The sequence below is a fragment of the Kitasatospora sp. A2-31 genome (assembly GCF_022288725.1).
GTDB lineage: Bacteria > Actinomycetota > Actinomycetes > Streptomycetales > Streptomycetaceae > Kitasatospora.
In genome coordinates, this window is sequence record NZ_JAKNTA010000009.1 from 57,508 (window position 1) to 76,192 (window position 18,685).

Annotated in this window: 22 protein-coding genes and 1 tRNA gene; 10 read left to right on the plus strand and 13 right to left on the minus strand. The window is 73.2% G+C overall.

What is annotated here, in order from left to right:
• The first annotated feature begins 65 nt into the window (after positions 1-65).
• Positions 66-785, plus strand: coding sequence for a rhomboid-like protein (locus tag MCM47_RS24500; protein ID WP_238863857.1), 720 nt, complete (start codon positions 66-68; stop codon positions 783-785).
• Between the two features lie 77 nt (positions 786-862).
• Positions 863-991, plus strand: a complete 129-nt coding sequence (locus MCM47_RS41865) for a hypothetical protein (protein ID WP_255752757.1) — start codon at positions 863-865, stop codon at positions 989-991.
• A gap of 70 nt (positions 992-1,061) precedes the next feature.
• On the opposite strand, the gene MCM47_RS24505 is transcribed toward MCM47_RS41865, so the two are convergent.
• The 5 genes from MCM47_RS24505 to MCM47_RS24525 form a co-directional block, all read right to left on the minus strand.
• A tRNA-Leu gene (locus MCM47_RS24505) sits at positions 1,062-1,148 on the minus strand.
• 82 nt (positions 1,149-1,230) lie between these two features.
• Positions 1,231-2,562, minus strand: a complete 1,332-nt coding sequence (locus MCM47_RS24510) for a hypothetical protein (protein WP_238863858.1) — start codon at positions 2,560-2,562, stop codon at positions 1,231-1,233.
• Between the two features lie 142 nt (positions 2,563-2,704).
• Complete coding sequence (locus MCM47_RS24515) at positions 2,705-2,914, minus strand: DUF397 domain-containing protein (protein ID WP_238863859.1); 210 nt, start codon at positions 2,912-2,914, stop codon at positions 2,705-2,707.
• Positions 2,915-2,931: 17 nt separating this feature from the next.
• Positions 2,932-3,063 carry a DUF397 domain-containing protein gene (locus tag MCM47_RS24520; RefSeq protein WP_308222434.1) on the minus strand — a complete coding sequence of 44 codons (132 nt, stop codon included), beginning with the start codon at positions 3,061-3,063 and terminating at the stop codon, positions 2,932-2,934.
• Positions 3,026-3,925, minus strand: a complete 900-nt coding sequence (locus tag MCM47_RS24525) for a helix-turn-helix transcriptional regulator (RefSeq protein WP_238864068.1) — start codon at positions 3,923-3,925, stop codon at positions 3,026-3,028. Before MCM47_RS24525 ends, MCM47_RS24520 begins: the two co-directional genes overlap by 38 nt.
• 227 nt (positions 3,926-4,152) lie before the next feature.
• Between MCM47_RS24525 and MCM47_RS24530 the strand changes: the two genes are divergently transcribed.
• Entirely contained in the window at positions 4,153-4,623 is a 471-nt protein-coding gene (locus MCM47_RS24530; RefSeq protein ID WP_238863860.1) for an ATP-binding protein, read from the plus strand.
• Positions 4,624-4,806: 183 nt separating this feature from the next.
• On the plus strand, positions 4,807-4,977 hold the full coding sequence (locus tag MCM47_RS24535) for a hypothetical protein (RefSeq protein WP_238863861.1): 171 nt from the start codon (positions 4,807-4,809) through the stop codon (positions 4,975-4,977).
• A gap of 77 nt (positions 4,978-5,054) precedes the next feature.
• Here the strand turns inward: MCM47_RS24535 and MCM47_RS24540 are convergent, their stop codons facing one another.
• On the minus strand, positions 5,055-5,513 hold the full coding sequence (locus MCM47_RS24540; RefSeq protein ID WP_305068015.1) for an Lrp/AsnC family transcriptional regulator: 459 nt from the start codon (positions 5,511-5,513) through the stop codon (positions 5,055-5,057).
• Positions 5,514-5,576: 63 nt separating this feature from the next.
• Here MCM47_RS24540 and MCM47_RS24545 point away from each other — a divergent pair, with 63 nt between their 5' ends.
• Together MCM47_RS24545 and MCM47_RS24550 are read left to right on the plus strand one after the other, a co-directional pair.
• Positions 5,577-6,401: an AzlC family ABC transporter permease gene (locus MCM47_RS24545; RefSeq protein WP_255752758.1), complete on the plus strand. Its 825-nt coding sequence runs from the start codon at positions 5,577-5,579 to the stop codon at positions 6,399-6,401.
• Positions 6,394-6,729, plus strand: coding sequence for a branched-chain amino acid transporter permease (locus MCM47_RS24550; RefSeq protein ID WP_238863863.1), 336 nt, complete (start codon positions 6,394-6,396; stop codon positions 6,727-6,729). The genes MCM47_RS24545 and MCM47_RS24550 overlap by 8 nt, the downstream gene beginning before the upstream one ends.
• Before the next feature lie 161 nt (positions 6,730-6,890).
• On the opposite strand, the gene MCM47_RS24555 is transcribed toward MCM47_RS24550, so the two are convergent.
• Both MCM47_RS24555 and MCM47_RS24560 read right to left on the minus strand, forming a co-directional pair.
• Complete coding sequence (locus MCM47_RS24555) at positions 6,891-7,388, minus strand: cupin domain-containing protein (protein ID WP_238863864.1); 498 nt, start codon at positions 7,386-7,388, stop codon at positions 6,891-6,893.
• 394 nt (positions 7,389-7,782) lie between these two features.
• Positions 7,783-8,895 carry an FAD-dependent monooxygenase gene (locus MCM47_RS24560; protein ID WP_238863865.1) on the minus strand — a complete coding sequence of 371 codons (1,113 nt, stop codon included), beginning with the start codon at positions 8,893-8,895 and terminating at the stop codon, positions 7,783-7,785.
• A 297-nt stretch (positions 8,896-9,192) separates the two neighbouring features.
• Between MCM47_RS24560 and MCM47_RS24565 the strand changes: the two genes are divergently transcribed.
• Together MCM47_RS24565 and MCM47_RS24570 are read left to right on the plus strand one after the other, a co-directional pair.
• The gene (locus tag MCM47_RS24565; protein WP_238863866.1) at positions 9,193-10,035 is read left to right on the plus strand and encodes a DUF3152 domain-containing protein; all 843 of its coding nucleotides are present in this window, start codon (positions 9,193-9,195) and stop codon (positions 10,033-10,035) included.
• A gap of 152 nt (positions 10,036-10,187) precedes the next feature.
• On the plus strand, positions 10,188-11,186 hold the full coding sequence (locus MCM47_RS24570) for a TetR/AcrR family transcriptional regulator C-terminal domain-containing protein (protein WP_238863867.1): 999 nt from the start codon (positions 10,188-10,190) through the stop codon (positions 11,184-11,186).
• A 94-nt stretch (positions 11,187-11,280) separates the two neighbouring features.
• Here MCM47_RS24570 and MCM47_RS24575 read toward each other — a convergent pair whose 3' ends face one another.
• Positions 11,281-12,033: an MBL fold metallo-hydrolase gene (locus MCM47_RS24575; protein WP_238863868.1), complete on the minus strand. Its 753-nt coding sequence runs from the start codon at positions 12,031-12,033 to the stop codon at positions 11,281-11,283.
• 162 nt (positions 12,034-12,195) lie between these two features.
• On the minus strand, positions 12,196-12,960 hold the full coding sequence (locus MCM47_RS24580; protein ID WP_238863869.1) for an SDR family oxidoreductase: 765 nt from the start codon (positions 12,958-12,960) through the stop codon (positions 12,196-12,198).
• A gap of 117 nt (positions 12,961-13,077) precedes the next feature.
• Between MCM47_RS24580 and sigJ the strand changes: the two genes are divergently transcribed.
• On the plus strand, positions 13,078-13,989 hold the full coding sequence (gene sigJ, locus MCM47_RS24585) for an RNA polymerase sigma factor SigJ (RefSeq protein ID WP_238863870.1): 912 nt from the start codon (positions 13,078-13,080) through the stop codon (positions 13,987-13,989).
• Between the two features lie 75 nt (positions 13,990-14,064).
• On the opposite strand, the gene MCM47_RS24590 is transcribed toward sigJ, so the two are convergent.
• The 3 genes from MCM47_RS24590 to MCM47_RS24600 all read right to left on the minus strand — a co-directional run bounded on the left by MCM47_RS24590 (position 14,065) and on the right by MCM47_RS24600 (position 16,845).
• Positions 14,065-15,558, minus strand: coding sequence for a serine protease (locus MCM47_RS24590; RefSeq protein ID WP_238863871.1), 1,494 nt, complete (start codon positions 15,556-15,558; stop codon positions 14,065-14,067).
• A gap of 158 nt (positions 15,559-15,716) precedes the next feature.
• On the minus strand, positions 15,717-16,235 hold the full coding sequence (locus tag MCM47_RS24595) for a DinB family protein (protein ID WP_238863872.1): 519 nt from the start codon (positions 16,233-16,235) through the stop codon (positions 15,717-15,719).
• A 34-nt stretch (positions 16,236-16,269) separates the two neighbouring features.
• Complete coding sequence (locus MCM47_RS24600; RefSeq protein ID WP_238863873.1) at positions 16,270-16,845, minus strand: nucleosidase; 576 nt, start codon at positions 16,843-16,845, stop codon at positions 16,270-16,272.
• A 534-nt stretch (positions 16,846-17,379) separates the two neighbouring features.
• Here MCM47_RS24600 and MCM47_RS24605 point away from each other — a divergent pair.
• Positions 17,380-18,684, plus strand: coding sequence for a hypothetical protein (locus MCM47_RS24605; RefSeq protein WP_238863874.1), 1,305 nt, complete (start codon positions 17,380-17,382; stop codon positions 18,682-18,684).
• Position 18,685 lies beyond the last annotated feature (1 nt).

An 18,685-nucleotide genomic window follows, 5' to 3' on the forward strand; every position in this document is an offset into this window, starting at 1 on the left:
CGTCGGCCCCGGGGACGACCTCCCCGGGGCCGACGCCCCACCCGCAAGAGAACGGAACCGAAGCCATGGGCCGCCTCCCGCTCGCCGTCCGGGCCTACCCGAGGCGGTCGCCGCTGACCTTCGCCTATGTGTGCCTGCTGCTGCTCACCCACGTCTGGGTCGAGTCCGTGCTGCCGGCCGACAACTCGGCCGTCCTGCTGCACCACGTCAGCACCAACCTGGACAACCTCGCCGACCATCCGCTCGCCGCCCTGTTCGGCAGCGCCCTGTTCTTCGACGGCACCCTGACCGACGTCGGTTCGTCCAGCTTCGCGAGCACGTTCATCACCCTGGGCATCGGCGTCGCCGGCTGCCTGGCCTGGCTGGAGTACCGGCTGGGCACCGCACGGGCGTTCGGGGCCTTCCTCGCCGGGCACATCGGGGCGACGTTGCTCACCGCCCTGGTCATCATGGCCGCGCTCGGACAGGGCTGGTACCCGGAGAGCGTGCGTCAGGCCTGGGACTTCGGCGTCAGCTACGGCGCCCAGGCCGTCATGGGGGCCGCCACGGCCCTGCTGCCGCGCCGCGCCCGGCTGCCCTGGGCGGCCTTCGTGCTCGGCTGGCCGCTCGGCGGCGCCGACTGGAGCGGACCTCTGCCGGACTTCACGACGGTCGGCCACCTCGTCGCCGCCGGCATCGGTTTCGCCCTGGCGCCGCTGGCCGCCGGCCGGGCCCGCCCCCGTCCGCGGCCGAAGGCGGACACCGACCGGCCCACCGGACACTCCGCCGGCATCGGCCGGCCCTGACGCCGGTCCTCGCCCCTCAGGTCACGGGTGGGCGCGGGCAGGTGGCGGTACGCGGTGCGTCCGGGGCGGCGGCTGTCGTGGGCGGAATTCGGCGGCACCGGCAAGGCCGAGGGGAAGGACGCCCCCAGACCGCGGACACCGTCCGGGACCTGCTGACCGGCGTGAAGGAGCAGGTCGACACCAAGGAGCTCAACCTGGCCGCGTAGCCGACGGGCCCTCGGCACGCCGCGGAGACATGCGAAGAGCCCCTCACGAAGCCGTGAGGGGCTCTTCACCTGGTGCGCGAGGGGGGAGTTGAACCCCCACGCCCTTTCGGGCACTGGAACCTGAATCCAGCGCGTCTGCCTATTCCGCCACCCGCGCATCTGGTGATGGGCTAAAGCTTAGCCCATCCGCGGGGGTGCTCCGAACCAGGTTTACGGGCACCCCCGCGGAACGGGCGACGTCAGCGCGCCACGCGCTCCAGGATCCACTCGATCAGGGCGCCGGAGACGTGACTGTGCTCGGTGTTGTCGGTGTCGAAGGCGACCTCGTCCAGGTGGCCGGCGGCGAGGTCCGCGTCGGTGATGGAGAGGGTCGTCTCGATGTTCCACCGGACCGGGTCGAAGTCCAGCGCGGCCGCGCTGACGGACGGCACGAAGGTGCCGCTGCGGTACTCGTCGGAGATCTTCGCCTTCAGCGCGTCCGCGACCCTGCCGAAGGAGTCCAGGGTGCCGCCGGGGGCGCCGTCCAACGCCGGGACCTCGGTGGTGGTGCTGCGCCGCACCGCCAGACCGAGGTGCATGCCGCCGATCTTCTGTGCCTCGCCGCGCTCCGGCTGGAAGCGGGCGGTGGCGCTGGCGATCAGGGCCTGCCAGTCGAAGGCCACCTCGCCGGCGGGCAGCGGGAGGCCGATGCCGTCCCGGCGGCCGTTGGAGACGCCGAGCCGGAGCGGGCGCTGCGGGAAGTTGCCCACCCGCGCGAGGTCCGCCAGGAACTCCTTGCGCAGCGGGCTGGAGGTGGCCACCGGTCCGGAGTACTTGGAGTTCTCCACCCAGGCCCAGAGCAGCTGCTGTGCGGCCTCGCTGCGGATCAGCTCGGCCTGCTTGGGCTGGCCGGGTGCGGCCGGGGTGAAGTCCTCGAAGAAGTACGCCATCTGCTGGAGGACCAGCGGGATCCAGGCGCCGTTGTGCGGGGAGTCGTAGGAGAGGTAGGTGGCGGTCTGGTGGTCGACACCGTCGTGCTCGAGCTTGGCGAGCGCGTAGCGGGTGACGATGCCGCCCATGCTGACGCCGCCGACGGTGAGCGGGGCGTCCCCGATGCGTTCGTCGATGACCCGCGTGATGGCGTTGATCGCGACGCCGGCGTTGGCCTGGATGTGGGTGTGGCGCTTCTCGAAGCCGATCAGGACGACGTCGATGCCGCGGGCGAGCAGCTGGTCGAAGAAGCCGGGCGTGCCGGCCTCGTACGGGGTGTTGAAGTGGGCGAAGAGGCCGGGGAGGTCGCTGGGGCCGTAGTTGAAGCCGTCCGCGAAGAGGAAGGGGCGCTGGAGGCCCAGCTTCGGCTTGGCGAGGTAGACGGCCGTCTGGCCGGTCGGGATCTCGCCCTTGTACGGGTCGCCGACCAAGTCCCAGGTGAAGTCGGCCGGGCGCGACGCTCCGACGTCGATGCGCTGCGGGGTGGCGAACCAGACTTCCGGCTGCAGCGACGCGGCCAGCTCGGCCCGCTCGGCTTCCGTAGGCTCGGTCTCGCGCCCGAGGAGCGTGAGGGCGACGTCGATCCGGGGTTCCTGTGCCATGAGTACCGCCTCTGTGGTGGTGAGGAGCGATCATCAGCGCGCGCAGGGCGACGGTATCGGTTCGGTTACGGAGGGCACCAGACCGTGACCGAGAGTGGTCGAAAGTGTCCGGGTGCGACGTGGAGTGACGGAACCCGATCGGTCAGCCGAAGTCTCCGGCCCGGACGGCGGTGAGGAAGGACTCCCAGGCCGTGGCGGAGAAGAGGAGGGCCGGGCCCTCGGGGTCCTTGGAGTCACGCACCGGAACGACGCCGGGGAATCCGGGGGCCACTTCGATGCAGTTGCCACCGTTGCCGCCGCTGTAGCTGCTCTTGCGCCAGGCGGCGGCTACAAGCTCGATCGTCGTCACCATGAGCACCTCCAGGAGACCTAAGCCGAGAAGTCGCCGGCCCGAACGCCCGCGACAAAGGACCGCCAAGCCGCATCGGAGAACACCAGGGCTGGCCCGCCAGGGTCCTTGGAGTCACGCACCGGAACGACGCCGGGGAATCCGGGGGCCACTTCGATGCACTCGCCGGCGTTGTCCGCGCTGTAGCTGCTCTTCAGCCAGGTCGCTGCATGAGGATCGACGCTCTTCATACCGGTATTCCTCCATCGCATCGGCAATCAGCGCGCGAGAGTCGCGGACCGACAGTACATCCCCGCGCATGACATCGAAGTCGGCCCGATGCTCCTCGACGATCGCCGGAGCATCGCTGAAGTGGCCCCTATAGAGGCTTTCCGAGTAGAGCCACTCCTTCCCATCGGGCATCACCAGAAGGAACATGGACGTCGCCGGAAGCCTCGTGTAGGCATCGAAGCGCGCCACCTGAATGGTGATGTTGGACCTTTCACCTGCGGCAAGCAAGTGCTCCATCTGACATCGCATCACTTGCGGCCCGCCTACCACGCTCCTGATGACGCTCTCATGGAGGACCACCAGAAGCAGTGGGCCGCCGGGCTGGAAATAGCGCGCCTGCCTGCTGAGCCGAGCCATCACCCTCTCCTTGACCAGCCCCGGGTTGTCACGAGCATTACCGAGGGAGAACAGCGCGTGCGCATACTCCTCGCACTGCAACAGCCCGTTGACTCGGTTGAACTGGAACGCCCTGACCGACATCGCCTCGGCTTCGAGGTCCACGTACTTCTGGAACCAGTCCGGGTGCTCGATGTCCGCCTGCCAGTCCACCCGCTCGAACAGCTTCAGCAGCAGGCCACCCATCTGCAGGAGGTCGTCGCAGCTCGCCACGGTCTCGGCACGCATCGGCCGCTGGCCACCCTCGGCGCGGGTGACCACGGTTCGATCGCAATGGAGCAGCTTCCCGAGTTCAGCCTGCGTGTAGCCCGACTGCTCCCGGGCAAATCGCAGGGCCTCGCCGAACATCACGGCCGGGCTCGACGTGGGACCAGCGCCGGCTTTCCGATGTGACACGTCCGTCCCCCTCATGTGCCGCAGATCGCTCCACCTCGAATCGGCCGTCACCGTACCTCCGGAGGACCATGATTGAGACCGGAACGCGATCGTCTGCCTGCGCAGCGTGAGGTGTGCGCCCCTGCCGCGAGCCGCTTCCACCACCCCCTTCACCCGTCACGCCCGGAGGCAGCCCCGCCATGCCCACCACCGGTACCCACCCCCGGCCCCGCGAGTTCGCCGCCCGGCTGCGCTCGCGGCCCGACTCCACCCCGCTGGCCCGGCTCCTCCTCCGCGCCTACCTCGCCGGCATGCCGCAGGGCGAACGCTATGCCGACATCGCCGAACTGCTCCTCGGCGAGCTCGTCGCCAACGCCGTCCAGCACAGCGACGCGCCGCCGGACCGGCTGGTCGAGCTCCGGTTCGCCCTGATCGCCGGCCGCCTGCGCATCGAGGTGCACGATGCCGGCAGCGGGCGGCCTACTCCGCGCGTCTCCTCCTCCGAGGACGAGCGCGGCCGCGGGCTCTTCCTGGTCGACGAGCTGGCCGAGCGCTGGGGTTGCTGCCCGCGCGCCGGTGGGGTCGGCAAGTTCGTCTGGGCGCTGATCGCCCCCGTGCCCGGCTTGGCCGAACCGGCCTTCGACGCGGCCCGGGCGGCCGTCGCCGTCTGACGACAGGGCGCCGACCGGCGCACTGCGCACCACCACCCGCGCCGTGTTCCTTCGAAGGTGGGGTTTGGCTCAACCGGCCGTCCGTCCACGACCGATGCCGCCGTCGACACGGGTCCGCGCCGGCGGATCCGCCGGCGCGAAGGATCACATGATGCTGCGGAGCAAGCGCGCTCGCACCGCCTATTGCCGAGCGGCAAGGTCGCCGTGGGCGGAGGCGCCGAGGCACAGGGCAACGACGCCGTCCTGGCCGGCAGCTTCCCGACGGACGACGGAAGGGGCTGGGTCGCCCTCGGCCGCCAGAACGCCTACAGCACCGTGGGCATCAGCGTGTACGTGATCTGCGCCAACGCCTGAGCCCCGACCCCCAGCGGGACGAACGGGGTGGCGGCGCTGCCCGCCGCCACCCCGCCGTCCACTCGGCCGCAGCCCGCTCAGCCGTCGTTCTTGATGATCTTCATGGTCAGGTGCGAGTCCACCCGGGTGACGGCCGGCAACGCCATCAGCCGAGCGGTGAGGAAGCTCTCGTAGGCGGCATGGTCCTCGACCGCGACGCTGACGAAGTAGTCGGGCCGGCCAAAGAGCCGGCGGAACTCGACGACCTCCTCGTAGGAGGCCACCGTCGACTCGAACTCCTCCACCGTCTGAAGGTCGTTGACGCCGATCTCGACCGCGACCACCACCTCGAAGCCGCGACCGGCCGCCGCGGGGTCGATCCGGGCCCGGTAGCCCGCGATGATCCCGGCCTCCTCCAGCCGCTTCACCCGGCGCAGACAGGGCGGTGGCGTGAGCCCGACCCGCTTGGCCAACTCGACGTTGGTCAGCCGACCGTCCCGGCGTAGATGAAACAAGATTTCACGATCGATGCCATCCAGCATTTCTCTGTTGCTCATTCCGCGATTCCGGGGCAATGATTGGAAACCATATTACCCGCAATTCGCCCTAGAATTGCGGACATGGCCTCCGCATCCACCGGGACGCTCACGCGCCTCGACTCACCGCCCCCGTCCCCGCCCGCGCCGCCCCCACCTGCTCCGGCTCCGGCCCGGTCTCCCGCCCCGCGGGCCGACCTGGTGGCGGCGCTGCGGGACTCCAGCTCGGTGGGCCTGGGCCTGTTCCCGCTCGGGATCGCGTTCGGCGTGCTCGTCGTCCACGCGGGCCTGGACTGGTGGTGGGCCACCGCGTTCACGGCCCTGGTGTACGCGGGGTCGCTGGAGTTCCTGCTCGTGGGGCTGGTCGTCGCCGTCACCCCGCTCGCGCAGATCGCGCTCACCGCGTTCCTGGTGAACTTCCGTCACGTGTTCTACGCGCTGTCCTTCCCGCTGCACCGCGTGCCGGGCCGCCTCGGCAAGGCGTACAGCACCTTCGGCATGACGGACGAGGCCTATGCGCTGACCACCGGCGCGGGCGCCCGGTCCTGGAACGGCCGGCGGATCATCTGGCTCCAGGTGCTGTGCCAGGTCTACTGGGTGGCCGGCGGCACGGCCGGCGCGCTGTTCGGAGCGCTGGTGCCCGCCCGTCTGGTCGGCCTGGACTTCGCACTCACCGCACTGTTCGTCGTCCTCACCGTCGACGCCTTCCGGGCCCGGCGGGACATCGCCACCCCGGCGCTGGCCCTGGTCTGCGCACTGGCCGCGCGCTTCGTCCTGCCGGGACAGATGCTGCTCGCCGCCACCGGCCTGTTCACCGCCGGGCTGCTGGTGCGGTACACCCGCGCCGGGCACCGCGCGCCGGACGCCGCAACGGCGACCGCGAACCCGGAGGAGCCGGCCCGTGCCTGACACGCCCTACCTGCTCGCCGCCATCGGCGTCTCGGCCGCCGTCACCTGGGGCTTGCGCGCTCTGCCGTTCGCCGCCCTCGCCCCGCTGCGCGCCAGTGCCGTACTGCACTTCCTGAGCGTGCGCATGCCGGTCGGAGTGATGGTCATCCTCACCGTCTACTCGCTGCGCGACCTGCCCCTCGCAAGTCCGCTCCGGGCCACGCCCACCCTGCTCGCCCTGGCCGCCACCCTCGGCCTGCACCTGTGGCGGCGCAACGCGGTGCTGAGCATCCTGGGCGGGACCGCCGTGCACGTGGTCCTCGCGAGCACGCTCTTCGCCCACGTGTGACCGGGCGGGCGTGACCGCCCATACGTGACCGGGCGGGCGTGACCGCCCATACGTGACCGCCCATACATGACCGGGCGGCGTGACCGGCGCCGTGCTCACGCCGGGCGGGCGCCGCTCCCGGTTCGCAGCACCGGGGCCCGGCCGCGGATTCCGGCCCCCGGCTACTTCGCGGCCGCCTCCAGCGTGGCGCGCCAGAGCGGGCTGTCGACGTAGTGGTTGTCGTACAGCTCGGAGGAGTCCTTGATCTCCTGCGGGCTCGCCTCGCCGCGCATCACCCGGCCGAGCAGGCGCAGGTAGTCGAAGCGGGGCATGCCGGGGGTGAAGGTGAAGAGCACGTCGGCGGTCGAGCCGGGGGCGGCGGCGAAGGCGTGCGGGGTGTGCGGCGGGACGAGCAGGAAGTCGCCCTCGCCGAGCACCGTCACCTCCTCGTCGACGAGGACCTGGAGCGAGCCGCCGATGACGAAGAACAGCTCCGAGGCCCGGGTGTGGAAGTGGGCCGGCGCGCCGACGGCCCCCTCGGCGAAGGTGGACCGGTAACTGGTGATCGGGCTGCCGCCGGTGCCGCAGTCGGCCAGCAGGGTCATCACGCTGCTCGGGTCGCTGGTGGTCTCGGCGGTGGCGGCGCGGGTCAGAACGGGCTTGCCGGCGGTGGCGCTCACAGTGGATCCCCCTGGTCAGTGACGGCTCTCGGCGTTCCGCCGTGGCCTCGTGTCCACCACCCTATGGGTCTGAAAGACCCGAATCCTGGTTCATTCCGCCGTCATCTCCGTGGGTCAATTCTGCTCCGCGCAGGCAGGCGGCGGACGGCGGGCGCAGACCGGTGCGTCCCTCGCCTCCACACACCGACTTCCCCCCAACGTGGGGTTTGGCTCAACCGATCGGCGTGGGGGTGCCGATGCCCCATCCGACGCAAGTCCCGGCCGGGGCGGCGGAGCTGAGGGCCGCCGCCCCGAACACCGGCTCGACCGAGCCGGGTTCACCGGCCTCGCCCGCGGCCGGGGCACGTCCGACCATTCCACTTCCGCAGACCCCCTCCACCGCGCGGGGCCCCGCTCAACGGTCGAGGCTGATCGCGTTCTTGGCCTTCTCCACCGACTCCTCCGAAGCCGGACCGCCGGGGTTCTCGGTGGCCAGAGCCTGGTTGAGCGCGACGAAGGGGCGCATCCGCTCCTCGTAGCGCTCGAACGCTGCCCGGTGACCCTCGCCGGCGGACGCGGCCCGGCCCAACTCGTCGGCGAGCAGGTGGGCGCCGACCAGGGCGAGGCCGGTGCCCTGCCCGGACAGCGGGGAGGCGCAGTAGCCGGCGTCGCCGACCAGGACGGCGCGGCCGGCGGACCAGCGGTCCATGCGGACCTGGGCCATCTCGTCGGCGTAGAAGTCGGGGGCGCGGTGCAGCGCCTCGAGGAGCCGGGGCGTCTCCCAGCGCAGCGCCGCCATCCGCTCGGCGACCCGGGCCCTGGCCTCGCCGGCGTCCCGGACGGCCGGCTCCTCGCTCGCCCAGCCGAAGGTGACCCGCAGCTCGCTGTTGCCGCGCACCGGGTAGATGCCGTAACCGGCGTCGCCGTCGCGCTGCCAGACCTGCCAGTCCTCCAGGCCGAGGAAGTTGTCTGCGCCGAAGATGGCGACGTGCATCCCGAGGCGGCTCAGGTACCGCTCCTCGGGGCCGAAGACCAGCCGGCGGACGCGGGAGTGCAGGCCGTCCGCGCCGACCACCAGGTCGAAGGTGCGGGGCTGCGCGTGCCGGAAGGTGACGTGGACGCCGCGCTCGTCCTCCCGCAGGCCGGTGACGGCGTCTCCCCAGATGAACTCGGCTTCGCCTGCCACCCGTTCGGCCAGGATCGTGACCAGGTCCTCGCGCAGCAGTTCGACGTCCCCGCTGTCGAGCCGGCCGCTGCTGAAGGTCGCCTCGGTGGAGCGGTGCACCTCGGTGCCATCGCCGTCGAGCACGGACATGCCGCGCATCCGGGTGCGGACGGCACGGACCTGCTCGGTCAGGCCCATCCGGTCGATCACGTCGAGGGCGACGCCACGGATGTCGACCGCCTGGCCACCGCGGCGCGGGCCGGGGGCGAGTTCCACGACGGTCGGGGTGAAGCCCTGACGGCGCAGCAGGTGGGCGAGCGCGGTGCCGGCGATGCCGCCGCCGGAGATGAGCACGGTGTTCACGGGGACTCCCTGGTTCGGTCGGTGCGATTCTGCCTGTACGCCGTAAGCGACGTCCTGAATGTACGACGTACATTCAGGAACGACAAGGGCTCTAAGCAGCACATACAGAGCAGAGCTGTACTAGTACAGCTCGCGCGGGAGTCGCGACGGCGCACCCGCCCCCTCCACCCGGGAGGGAGCGTTCAGGATCAATTCGGTACGAAAAGGAGTGAACCTCCGACGCTTCCTGAGCGTGGTTCAGATGGATCCCGATCGTCCGCCGAGGCCGATCGCCGACGTCCAGGAGTTGCCATCGCCATGTCCGTCCACGACACCAGCCACCGCCACGGGACAGCCCAGCACGGGGAAGCAGGCCAGGAAGAGGCGCGTCGAACAGACGCCCGACAGGAGAAGCCCTTCCGGGGCGGGCTCCTGAAGGGCGCGCTCGCGCTGCTGCTGGTCGCGGCCGTGGCGACCGGCCTGCTGTGGTGGCACCCGTGGAGCGGGAAGAAGGCCGCCGCGCCGAAGCCGTTGCAGTTCACCACCGCCACCGGCGGGTCCGCCCAGTTCGGCACCGGAGCGCACCTCTACCGCTACAAGGTGCGGGTGGAGGACGGGCTCTCCGAGCGGCCCGAGCAGTTCGCCGCCGAGGTGGACGCCGTCCTCGGGAACGTCAAGCTCGGCTGGGCCGCGGGCGGTGAGGTGTCCTTCCAGCGAGTGGCCGCCGACCCGGTGGACTTCACCGTCTACCTGGCCACCCCGAAGTCCACCGACCGGATATGCGGCCAGTACGGCCTGGACACCGGGGGCTGGGTGAACTGCGGCGCCGGCCACCAGGTGGTCATCAACGTCAAGCGCTGGACCGAGCTCTCCGAGTTCTACGTCGGCCGCCCCGAGCTCTACCACGCCCTCGCCGTCAACCACGAGGTCGGCCACATCCTCGGCAACGGGCACGTCGACTGCCCGGGCCAGGGTGCGCCGGCACCGGTGATGCAGCAGCAGATCAAGGGCCTGAACGGCTGCGTGCCCAACGGGTGGCCCTACTCCGAGACCGGCGCGCTGCTCACCGGGCCGCCCACCCCGGACGCGATCCCCGGCCAGAGCGCCACACCCGGCCAGAGCGCCACACCCGGCCGGACCGCAGGGGCGTCCGTGCCGTAGGCGCGCCGGACCGCCCCGGGCCGCCGGCCGCCACCGCGCGAGCAGCTGCGGCGCGAATCCGCGCTGGTAGGGTCTGAGCCAGTCCGGACCGGTCCAGTACGGACCAGTGCAGAGCGACCGGCGACAGAGCGATCCTCCGAGGAGTCGGCACCATGGCACCGGAGACGGAGCCGCCCTTCCAGCGCATCGCCGCCGAGCTCCGCCGGCGCATCGCCACCGGGGAGCTGGCGCCCGGCGAGCGGGTGCCCTCCACCCGGCGGATCGCCCAGGACTGGGGTGTCGCGCTGGCCACCGCCACCAAGGCCCTCACCGTGCTGCGCCTGGAGGGCCTGGTGGAGGCCCTGCCGCGGGTCGGCACGGTGGTGGCGGCACCCGCCGGGCCGCGGGCCGGCACGCCGGCGGCGCCCGGCGCCCCCACGGACACCGCCCCCGGGCAGCGGCACCGCTCCCCCGCCGCGCCCGAGGGCGAGTTGAACCGCGAGCGGATCCTCCGGGCCGCGCTGGAGCTGGCCGACGCCGAGGGACTGGCCGCGCTGTCGATGCGGGCCGTGGCCGCCCGGCTCGGCGTCTCCGCGATGTCCCCGTACCGGTACGTCACCAGCAAGGACGAGCTCGTCCTGCTGACCGCCGACCTGGCCTTCGGCGAGGCGGCCTACCCCGCCGAACCGCCCGCCGGCTGGCGGGCCCGGCTGGAGCTGGGGGCGCGCACCCTCTGGTCGCTGTTCCGCCGGCACCCCTGGCTGGCGCAGCTCAGCCCGGTCACCCGGCCGCTGGTGCTGCCGAACCTGATGGCGCACGCGGAGTGGGCGCTCGCCGCGCTGGAGGGGCACGGACTGGACGCCACCACCGTGCTGGACACCCATGTGCTGCTCTACAGCTACATCGAGGGGATCGCCGTCAACCTGGAGCGCGAGGCCCAGGCTCAGGCCACCACCGGCCTCACCGAGCAGGAGTGGATGGACAGCCGGACCCCGGCCCTGGGCGCGCTCGTCGCCTCTGGCCGCTTCCCGGCCTACACCCGGCTGATGGCCGGCCTGCCGGACGGCTACGACCTGGACCTGGACGCGCTGTTCGAGTTCGGGCTGGCCAACCTGCTGGACGGCCTGACCGCCCGCATCGAGCGGGCCGGCGCCGGACCCGCCCCGGCCTGACCGGCCCCCCGACCTGCCCGGGGGCCCGCCGGGCCCGGGGCCCGCTACCCGGCCTCCCGCCCCCGGAAGGTGCGGCGGGGGGTGGGCACGCCGGTCAGAGACCGACCTGCTCGCCAGGCTTGAGCAGGCGGAGGCGGTCCGCGAGCCCTGCCCGCTCGAAGGCCGGCGCGAGAGTGTCGGGGCCCTGCGTGAAGTGGCCCCAGTGCTCGAAGTGCAGCGGGACGACGTGGCGCGCGCCGAGGATCCCGGCCGCCTTCGCCGCGTCCTCGCTCGGCAGAGTGAGGTAGGCATCGGGGACCAGCGGCGTCTGGGCCCCGCCGGCGAACAGGACGGCGATGTCGATCCGGTCGAAGCGGTCCGCGATCTGCTGGACGACTCCGAGTGAGGCGTTGTCCCCGCTGACGTACACGGTCGGCCGGCCGTCGCCCTGGATCACGAAGCCGCTGACCTCGCCGACGAGGTGCTCGCTGCCATCGGGCCCGTGCTGTGCCGGCACGCCGGTGATGCGCACGTCGCCGAGGTCGTAGGAGTCCCAGTTGGCCAGCGCCTGGACGGGGCCGCCGAGGCGCTCCCGGGCGGATGCCGTGGACAGAACGAGGCGACTGTCGAGGGCGTACGCACGTCCCGCCGCGTCCAGGTTGTCAGGGTGCTGGTCGTGGGAGAGCAGCACGACGTCCACGGCGCCGACCTCGGCGGCGGTGAGGGCCGGCCCGGCGGTCTTCACCAGGGCTCGGGTGCCGATGGGGTAGTTGCCGGGGGCGTCGAAGGTGGGGTCGGTGAGAATCCGGGTCGCGCCGAACTCGATGAGGGCGGTGGGACCACCGAGGTAGCGAATGCTGATCGTCATACACACCGTCAACTCCCGACTCAGGAAGCGTATTCCGTACGGCTCCACCACCCGGCAACGACGTGTACCCCGCCCGGACGGCGGGCCTGCGGGCCGCCCTCCTTCGCCGCGGCCCGATCGGACGGACGTGGTCGCCGCCGTCGGCGCCGTCCCGCCGTCACGTCAGCCGACCCGCTCGGCCAGGAACTCCTCCCAGGTGCGCCGACCGGTCTGCGCGCCGATCAGGGTCAGGTTGTCGCCGGCCCGGTAGGCGCGGCCGACCCTGCCCGGGACGCGGACCGGCAGCATCGGCCGGCGCCGGCCGCTCGCCCGGAGGTAGCCGCGGACCATCTCGGCCATCGGGTACACGGTCGGCCCGGCGAGGTCGGGTACCAGGCCGGCCGGTTCGTCCAGGGCCAGCTCGACCAGCCGGGCCGCCACCTCGCGCGAGTCGACCGGCTGCCAGCGGATCCCGCCGGGCGCCGGGACCACCGGCATCCTCGCCATCCCGGTGGCCACCTTGAGCGCCAGGTCGTGGAACTGGGCCGCGCGCAGCGTGGTGTAGGGCAGACCGGAGTCGGCGACGGCCTGCTCCGCGCCCAGCTTGGAGCGGAAGTAGCCGAGCGGGAGCCTGTCCGCCCCGATCACCGAGATGTGGACCAGGTGCTCCACGCCGGACCGCCGAGCGGCGCGCACCAGGTTGCGGGTGGCCACGTCGTCGCCCTTGGCGCCGCCCGCGAGGTGCAGCACCGTCCCGACCCCGGCCACCGCCGCGTCGATCCCCTCGTCCCCCAGCAGGTCGCCCCTCACGTAGGTCACGCCGTCGGCGGACGGGCGTGCGGAACGGGTGAGCACCCGGACGTCGCGGCCGGCCGCGCGCAGCAGCGGGAGGACGTGGCCGCCGAGGGTGCCGGTGCCGCCGGTCACGAGGAGCAGGGAGTTCGCCATGGTCGTCTCCGATTCGTCCGGCCGGGAGCGGATCTCCGGCCTCGACCGTTGGGTGTCGTGGTCCTGCAGTACGTGGTTCTGCAGCGATGACCCGGGGCGACGGAGGAATGTGACACGGTGATCGAAGATTCTTTGCCGGCCGGCGGAGCGGCCGAGGTACGGACCGGGCTCTTCGAGGAGCACCGGTCGCATCTGCGCGCCGTGGCGTACCGGATGCTGGGCTCGCTCAGCGAGGCCGAGGACGCGGTCCAGGAGACCTGGCTGCGCTACGACCGGACCGACACCTCCGAGGTGGAGAACCTCGGCGGGTGGCTCACCACGGTGGTCGGGCGGGTCTGCCTGAACCTGCTGCGCTCCCGTGCGCAGCGGCGCGAGGAATCGCTGGAGTCGCGGATGCCGGACCCGGTGCTCGGACGGGAGGGCGTGGTGGACCCGGAGCAGGAGGTGCTGCTCGCGGACTCGGTCGGGCTGGCGCTGATGGTGGTGCTGGAGTCGCTGTCGCCGGCCGAGCGGGTGGCGTTCGTGCTGCACGACATGTTCCAGGTGCCGTTCGAGGAGATCGCCCCGCTCATCGAGAAGACCTCGGCCGCCACCCGGCAGCTGGCCAGCCGGGCCCGCCGCAAGGTCCAGGGGCAGGCGCCGGCGCCCGACCGGGACCTCGCCCGGCAGCGGGCGGCGGTGGACGCGTTCTTCGCCGCCACCCGGACCGGGGACCTGGAGGCGCTGCTCTCGGTGCTCGATCCCGAGGTCGTGCTGCGCGCCGACGGCGACGTCGGCCGGATCCGGCGGACCGTGGTGCTCTCCGGCGCCGAGACGGTGGCGAGCCAGGCGGTCCTGTACCGCTCGCTGGCCCCGTACGTCCGCCCGGCGCTGATCAACGGCGCGGCCGGCGTCGTGGTGATCGGCGCCAACGGGAAGCTGGTGTCGATCATGGCGTTCACCGTGGTCGACGGCACGATCGCGGCCATCGACGTGCTGACCGACCCCGAGCAGCTGCGCACGCTCGACGTGACGCCGTTCGAGGACTGAGCCGGCGCACGCACGACCGCCCCCGCACGGACTTCCGTGCGGGGGCGGTCGCGTCGGCGGTGGGCGGGGGCGGGATCAGCCCTTCTTCGACAGGAAGTCGTACGCGCCCGCGGCCACGTCGTCCAGGTACGGGCCGGCCTGGAACTTCGGGTCCCCGGTGTGCTTGCCGACCGAGACGTTGCTGACCAGGGCGGGCTTGCCGTCCTTCACCGCCAGCCAGCCGCCGCCGCTGGAGCCGGCGGTCATGGTGCAGCCGATCGCCAGCATCGGCGGGCGGCTCGGGTCGAACGACATCCGGGTCGGCTTGCCGCTCTCGCAGTGGTTGAGCTCCATGCCGTCGTACGGCGGGGCCGCCGGGAAGCCGAACTCGGAGATGCTGAGCTGGTCGCGCGGGGCGTTGAACCAGACCGGCAGTGCACCGCCGACCGTCTCCTCCAGCGACTTGCCGTTGTCCGCGGGCTTCACCCGGATGATCGCGAAGTCGTAGTGGGTGGCCGCGTCACCGGTCCTGCCGCCCTCGGCCTTCCACTGCGGGGAGGTGACGGCCTGCGTCCCGGGCCAGATGCCGTACGGCGCGTACTGGGACTCGTCGGCCTGCTTGCCGCCGCTCAGGGCGGCGTTGCTGTTGAAGGCCGGGATGAAGGTGATGTTGCTGTAGAACGAGCCGCCCTTGCCCTGGTGGACGCAGTGGCCGGCGGTCCACACCAGGTTGCTCTTGCCGGGGTGGGCCGGGTCGGCCACCACGGTCGCCGAGCACTGGTTGTGGTTGAGGCCGCCGGCGGCGTCCGCGCCGGCGCCCGGCGCGTCCGCGAACAGCTTCCCGTGCACGGCGAACTTGGTGTACGGGTGCTGGACCGGCTGCGCGTCGACGGTCTTCGGCAGCGGGTCGTTGCCGTTGTCGCCCGGCTGGGCGGGCTGCGCGGGGGCCTGGCCCGGCTGCGACGGCTGCGCGGCCGGCGGCTGCGCGGGGGCCTGGCCCGGCTGCGACGGCTGCGGGGCCGGCGGCTGCGCGGGGGCCTGGCCCGGCTGCGACGGCTGCGGGGCCGGCGGCTGGGCGGGCTGGGCCGGCGGCTGCGACTTGGGCGGCGCGGGGGCCTGGGAGGCCGGCTGCTGGGTGGTGGACGGCTTCGGCGCGGCCGGCGTGGTCGGCTGGCCGGCCGGCGGCTTGGCGCCCGGCGTGGTGGTGGCGGGCGCCGGGGCCGGCGGCTTGCCGGGCTGCGAGGGCTGCGAGGGCTGCGCCGGCGGCTGGCCCGGCTGCGAGGGCTGCGCGGGCGCGGCCGGCGGGGCGATCGGCTCGTCCGGCTTGGCCTGGAGCAGCTTCTCCAGCGTCCAGAAGCCCTTGGCGGCGGCCGGGAGGGCGTAGTCCTTCGCCCACTTCTCCCAGTCCTCGAACTTCCACTTCTTCAGGTCGTCGAGGTTGGCCGGCAGCCCGAGGTTGGGCGCTGCCGCAGCGGCGGCAGCGGTGTCGGCCGAGCCCTCGTTGTCCGGCCCGCAGGCCGCGGTACCGAGCAGGGTGAGGGCGAGGACCGAGGCGCCGAGGACGGTCCGGGCGGAGCGGGTGGCGCGCACGGCGGAACGACCCGTGTTTCTGGCTGACGATGACATGAACTTCTGATCCCCCTGTTGGAAAACTCGCGGCGCGGCCGTTCGAGGCGGCACCGCGGTGCGCGGGGGAGTATTCCACTGACCGTCAGCACGCCTGCCACCCGCCCCCGGGTGGCGCGGCGTCAGCGCCCGACCGCGCCGTCCAGCTGCTCGCGGATGATGTCGGCGTGGCCGGCGTGCCGGCCGGTCTCCTCGATCATGTGGACCAGCAGCCAACGCATCGACGGGGCCTCGGCGTCGGGGCGCAGCGAGCGGACCCCGGGGCTGTCGAGATCGCCGGCGGCCGCGGCGACGACCTCGTTGGCGCGGGCGATCGCCGCGCGGTAGGCGGCGACCGAGGCCGCGACGGTCTCGTCGCCGGGCGACGGGGCGTCGTCGTCCCACAATTCGACGTCGTCGCCCCGGTAGGCCCAGAGGAACCAGTTGAGTTCGACCGCGGTGAGGTGGCGGACCAGCCAGAGCAGGCTGGTGCCGGAGGCGACGCCGGGGCGGCGGGCGTCCTCGTCGGAGAGGTCCGCGGTCTTGCCGATGACGGCCTCGCGCAGGTAGTCGAGGAAGGTCAGCAGGGTGGTCAGCTCGTCGGCGTTGAGGCCTGGCGGGCGGACGTCGGAGCGCTTGCGCGCGGCGGTGTTCCCGGTCATACCCGCCAGCCTAGTCACGACTCCTGACGAACCGTCACCACCCCTGGCCGTGCAGCCAGTCCGCGAGGTGGCGGGCGCAGTCGTCGACCGACTCGCGCCAGGTGTGCGCGGCGCCGTCGCCGGCCTCGTCGCTGACGTGCTTGACCAGCCGGACCGGCACCCCGGCCCGGTGGGCGACGGAGGCGACGGCGTAGCCCTCCATGTCGACCAGGTCGGCGTGCTCGGCCAGCCGCTCGCGGGCGGCGGCGGAGGAGACGAAGAGGTCGCCGGTGGCCAGGATCGGGCCCTCGCCCTTGCCCACGACCAGCGGGGCGCCGTAGACGCGGCCGGTGAGCTCCTGCAGGGCCGGGCTGTCCAGGTCGTGCTGGATCACCTGGGTGACGGTGTGGGTGCCCTCCCAGCCGGGCCGCAGGGCGCCGGCGGTGCCCAGGTTGAGCACCTCGGAGGGGTGCTCCCCGCGGGCCAGCACGGTGGCCAGCGCGGCGGCCGCGTTGACCTTGCCGATACCGGTGAGCAGCACCGGGAGCTTGTCCCCGAGGTGGGCGGCCTCCTCCCGGACGGCGACGACGACGAGCGGGCGGTCGGCGGAGATCGTTCCCATCAGGCGCATACCGCCATGGTACGGAGCGGGTGTCCGGTCGGCGGCGGCATCGCGGCAACACCGGCGACACGGGCACCACGGGCGGTGCGGCGGCGCGCGGCCGCGGACGGCGGCGCGCGGGGGCCCACCGCAGCACCGCCCGCCCCGGCCGCACACAAGCGGACCCCTCCCCTCCGACTGTGGGGGGAACCGCATAGGGTGCATCCGGCGTCGACCCGATCGCCGCCCGCCCCGCACCGGGGCGGCGGGCCCTGGAAGTGCTCGACCACGGTGCTCGACCACGCGCCCGGAACGGCTCCCGGCGGCGCCCGCGGGAACGCGGCCGCCCCCCGGTCCCGGACGGGCTCGAAGATGCTCAAGATCGGCGCAAGTCGGGTGTGGCCGCGGGGAGTGACGGCCATACTGCTGGCAACGGCCGGGCTCCGTCGCCACGGGGCGGGCCACAGGGGAGGGTGAGGCGGGGTGGCGACACCAGTACGTACGGAGGGGGCGGGCGCACCGGCACGGTCGGACGGCCCGGTCGCGGCGGGGCGCCCACGTCCGGTGGCCCGGCTGAACCGGGCCACCCGGACCGCGCCGGGCCGGCTGCGGCTGGCCGGGGCGCTGCTGGCGGTGGTCACCGTCGCGTTCGGAGCGCTCACGGCCTGGCAGGTCGACGCCCGGGCGCGGGCGGCCGAGCGGGTGGTCTCGTACAGCCAGCCGCTGAGCCAGGCGGCGGCCGACATCCACCGCTCGCTGGCCGACGCGGACACCACGGCGGCCACCGGCTTCCTGCTGGCCGGCGCCGAGCCGAAGGCCGTCCGGGAGCGCTACGAGCAGGACCTCGCGACGGTGTCCCGGCTGATCGCCGAGGCGGCGGCGCGGACCACCGCCGCCTCCCCCGCCCAGGGCTGGCTCGCCACCCTCAATCAACAGGTCCCGGTCTACGCCGGCCTGGTGGAGACGGCGCGGGCCGACAACCGGCTGGGCTACCCGCTCGGCGGCGCCTACCTGCGGTACGCCTCCGACCAGATGCGCACCGTGCTGCTGCCGGCCGCCGCGCAGCTCGGCGCCGCCGAGAACCAGGAGCTGGCGGACGACTACGCCGCGGCCCGGTCGGTGCCGTGGGCGGCGTACGGGCTGGGCGCGCTGGCGCTCGCCGTGCTGGTCTGGGTCCAGGTGGTGCTGTTCCGGCGGACCAACCGGGTCTTCAACGTCGGGCTGGTGGCCGCGACCGCCGCCGTGCTGTCCGCCGTGCTCTGGCTGACGGTGGCCGGCACCACCGCCGACGCGGCCCTGCAGCGGAGCGAGCAGCGCGGCGCCGCCCCGCTGCGGGCGCTCAACGCGGCCCGGATCGACGTGCTGACCGCCCGGCTGGCGGAGAACCTGCACTTCGTCGCCCGCGGCTCCAGCACCAAGTACGCCGAGCTCTGGTCCGGGACGACCGAGCACCTCTCCGGTACCGGCTCCCGGGGCGAGCCGACCGGCACCCTGGGCGAGGCCCGGCTGCTGGCCCCTGCCGAGGCGGGCGCCGCCGTCGCCGCTGCGGGGGAGCAGTACCGGCACTGGCGCGACCAGCACACCGCGGCGAGCAAGCTGGAGACCGTCGACGGGGACTACCAGGCGGCGCTGAACGCCACGGTGGCCGCCAAGCCCGAGGACGCGGCGAAGACGGCCGACGCCTCGTTCAGTGCCACCGACCGGAAGCTGGCGGAGGCGGCCGGGGCGGAGCTCGAGCAGTTCCGCCGGGCGGCCGAGGGAACGGACGGGGACCTGCGCACCGCCGCCGTGGCGGTCGCGGTGCTGGCCCTGGTGGCGGCCGCCGCGGCGGTCCGCGGCCTCGGCCGGCGGCTGGCCGAGTACCGGTAGA

Excerpts from the sequence above, each read along its gene's own strand:
- MCM47_RS24500 (WP_238863857.1), top strand. The coding sequence starts at position 66 with ATGGGCCGCCTCCCGCTCGCCGTCCGGGCCTACCCGAGGCGGTCGCCG.
- MCM47_RS24510 (WP_238863858.1), bottom strand. The coding sequence starts at position 2,562 with ATGGCACAGGAACCCCGGATCGACGTCGCCCTCACGCTCCTCGGGCGC.
- MCM47_RS24515 (WP_238863859.1), bottom strand. The coding sequence starts at position 2,914 with ATGGTGACGACGATCGAGCTTGTAGCCGCCGCCTGGCGCAAGAGCAGC.
- MCM47_RS24525 (WP_238864068.1), bottom strand. The coding sequence starts at position 3,925 with ATGTTCGGCGAGGCCCTGCGATTTGCCCGGGAGCAGTCGGGCTACACG.
- MCM47_RS24530 (WP_238863860.1), top strand. The coding sequence starts at position 4,153 with ATGCCCACCACCGGTACCCACCCCCGGCCCCGCGAGTTCGCCGCCCGG.
- MCM47_RS24540 (WP_305068015.1), bottom strand. The coding sequence starts at position 5,513 with ATGAGCAACAGAGAAATGCTGGATGGCATCGATCGTGAAATCTTGTTT.
- MCM47_RS24545 (WP_255752758.1), top strand. The coding sequence starts at position 5,577 with ATGGCCTCCGCATCCACCGGGACGCTCACGCGCCTCGACTCACCGCCC.
- MCM47_RS24565 (WP_238863866.1), top strand. The coding sequence starts at position 9,193 with ATGTCCGTCCACGACACCAGCCACCGCCACGGGACAGCCCAGCACGGG.
- MCM47_RS24570 (WP_238863867.1), top strand. The coding sequence starts at position 10,188 with ATGGCACCGGAGACGGAGCCGCCCTTCCAGCGCATCGCCGCCGAGCTC.
- MCM47_RS24575 (WP_238863868.1), bottom strand. The coding sequence starts at position 12,033 with ATGACGATCAGCATTCGCTACCTCGGTGGTCCCACCGCCCTCATCGAG.
- MCM47_RS24580 (WP_238863869.1), bottom strand. The coding sequence starts at position 12,960 with ATGGCGAACTCCCTGCTCCTCGTGACCGGCGGCACCGGCACCCTCGGC.
- MCM47_RS24595 (WP_238863872.1), bottom strand. The coding sequence starts at position 16,235 with ATGACCGGGAACACCGCCGCGCGCAAGCGCTCCGACGTCCGCCCGCCA.
- MCM47_RS24600 (WP_238863873.1), bottom strand. The coding sequence starts at position 16,845 with ATGCGCCTGATGGGAACGATCTCCGCCGACCGCCCGCTCGTCGTCGTC.